This is a genomic window from Nocardia sp. NPDC058497 (assembly GCF_042720195.1).
Lineage (GTDB): Bacteria > Actinomycetota > Actinomycetes > Mycobacteriales > Mycobacteriaceae > Nocardia.
The window spans coordinates 1-1960 of record NZ_JBHXMY010000835.1; the positions used below are offsets into that span (position 1 = coordinate 1).

The following is a 1960-nucleotide window of genomic DNA, read 5'->3' on the forward strand; positions in this document are numbered from 1 at the left end:
GATCGGGGGGGGGTGGGGGGGGCGGGGGACAGGCCGAGGGGGTCTCGGGTGAGGTAGCGGGCGGTGTGCGGGTCGTAGTCGCGGTGGAGGTTGTAGTGGAGGCCGGACTCGGGGTCGTGGAACTGTCCGGGGAAGCGCAGGGGAGTGCTGGTTGTGCCTTGCCAGGTGGTGTGACCCCAGAGATTCGTGGTCGCGGTGGCGGTCGATTCGCCGGTGGCGGGATCGATGAGTTCGGTCGGCGCGCCGACGAGGTCGGTGACGATGGCGCAGAATTCGTCGGCGGTCGTGGATTGGCTCAGTGGTGTGTGGGTGCCGGGGTGATATTCCCAGCGGATTGTCTTGTCCGTGGTGGTGCACTCGATCAGGCGAGTGTCGTCCCAGGTGTATTCGCTGCGTTCGAGGACGGTGCCGTCGACGGCGAGACGCTGTTTGGTGGTGCGGCGGCCGAGTGCGTCATAGGTGTAGTGCCACCACTGGCGGTCGGGAGTGTAGACGTCGGTGAGCTGGTCGAAGCTGTTGTAGCGGTAGTGCCAGGTGTCCTCGCCGGCGAACTTGTGGATCAGCCGGCCCGCGTGGTCGTAGTGGTAGTGACTGTGGCCGTCGTGGACGAGGAGATTGTCGCGGTATTCGCGAGGGGCGATCGGCGCGGTGGGTTCCGTGGTCGCGGCGGTGATGTTGCCGAGTGCGTCGTAGCTGTACTGCTCAGCGAGGTGATCGTTGTGCGCGACGGTCGTGACGCGGCCCAGTGCGTCGAGCGCGTAGTCGCCACGCAGGACGGGTGTGCCTGCTGCGCGGGCGGTGGCGTGGGAGAGGAGATATCCGTCCGGGCGATAGACGAATTCGTCGGAGCGCACCCGATGCGGTGAGGGCCGGCGAGGCTGGTCGAAGTCCAGCGAAATGAGCTTGGCCGGGAACGCGGTCACTTCTTGCCGGAGCAATCGGCCGAGCGCGGTGACGGTCCGATCGACAGCGAGCTCCCCGGTGCGCCAGCAGGTGACGTGCCCGGCGACGCCGTACTCGTAGGTGATGTCGCGATCGCCGACACCGACCCGGTCGATGCGGCCCGCCGGGTCGTGATGCCACGTGTTCTCCGCGCCGGTCGGGCTGGTGCGGCCGATCCGGCGCCCGTGCTGGTCGTAGGTGAAGCGCATCGGCGGCCGGGAGTCGATCCGCTCCGACGCGAGCAATCCGGCCGGCCCATAGCCGTATTCGACAATGTGGGTTTGCGCGCCACCGGTTCCGGTGCGTGCGGAGAGAATTCGGCCCGTGGGATCGTGGGTGTAGCGGATCCAATCGTTGTCGTCGGTGATGATCTCGGTACGCCGGCCCAGGATGTCGTACCGGTGATGGCGGGCGACGCCGGTCTCCGGAGTGACGGTGGTGACCCGGCCCGCCGAATCCCAGGTGTAGGTGGTGGTTGTCGCGCCGTAATCGGTTTCTGCGATCAGCCGCCCGGCCCGGTCGTATTCGTAGGTCCAGGTCTGGCCGAGCGGATTGTGCACGGCGGTCAGCCGGCGTTCGGTATCCCATTCGTAGCGGGTGACCGAGCCATCGGGGTCGGTGCGAGTCCGCAGCAAATCGAAAGAACCGTAGGAGTATCCGGTGACGCCACCCGCGCGATCGGTGTGCGCGACGACATTGCCCTCACCGTCATACGACCACGACTCCATCGAGCCGTCGGGATCGGTTCTGCGGAGCAGGTTTCCGGCCGGCGACCACTCGTAGCAGGTGACCGCCCCCGCGGGATCGATGTCGCGCACCGGTCGTCCGGCGGCGTCACGTTCGACGTGAGTCGCCGCACCGAGCGGATCGATAAGGGCGATCGGCAATCCGGCGGCATCGGTCCGGATGGTGGTCCGCGGGGGGGGGGGGGCGGCCCGCCCCCCCCCGCCCCCCCGCGGGGGGGGGGGTTGGTTAAAACAAAAAAACCCCCCCACCCCACAAAAAAAAAAGTGTGGGG

Annotated in this window: 1 protein-coding gene; it reads right to left on the reverse strand. The window is 67.6% G+C overall.

The window, feature by feature from the left end:
* Nucleotides 1-1829 (reverse strand): RHS repeat-associated core domain-containing protein (locus ACFWPJ_RS31555; RefSeq protein ID WP_378856984.1); only part of this gene is annotated, 1829 nt, incomplete at its 3' end.
* Nucleotides 1830-1960: the final 131 nt, after the last annotated feature.